Raw genomic sequence first — 461 nt, 5'->3', positions numbered from 1 at the left:
ATGAAAGGTCGGTATGAGTATAAGGATTTAGCATGGAATAAGAACTTTTCATCTTTAGTTATTGCTATGGCTGTTGATAAATATATTACAGAAGGGGTGGACTATAAGAATTTTGTGCTAAACCATAAAAACGAATATGATTTTATGTTGCGTACTAAAGTTCCTAGAAATTGTGAACTAATCTTAGTTGATGATAACAAAGTAGAACACAAACAACAAAATATTTGTCGATATTACCCATCTAAAAATGGTGGTAAAATGGTTAAAATTATGCCACCATTAGAAGGTAAAACAGAGTATAGAAGAATGGCTATTGAAAGTGAATGGAAGGTAAAAACTTGTAATAATATGAAAGACTTTGATTGGGATATCGACTATGACTACTATATCAAAGAAGTAGAGAAGTTATTAGAACCTTTCGATAATGAAATTACTTGGAATATTAACTAATGACATACACC

General features: G+C 30.2%; 1 protein-coding gene. It reads left to right on the top strand.

The genetic code is table 11. The annotated features are described in order from the left end of the window. Window positions 1–450, top strand: a 450-nt coding sequence (locus tag ACFQQJ_RS04845) for a hypothetical protein (RefSeq protein WP_377104682.1), incomplete at its 5' end; no start/stop codon positions are given. Window positions 451–461: the final 11 nt, after the last annotated feature.

It is taken from the genome of Propionicimonas sp. T2.31MG-18 (assembly GCF_964266745.1).
Classification (GTDB): Bacteria; Actinomycetota; Actinomycetes; order Propionibacteriales; family Propionibacteriaceae; genus Propionicimonas.
The sequence above is the reverse complement of the archived record's forward strand: the minus strand, read 5'-3'. Positions and strand labels throughout refer to the sequence as shown.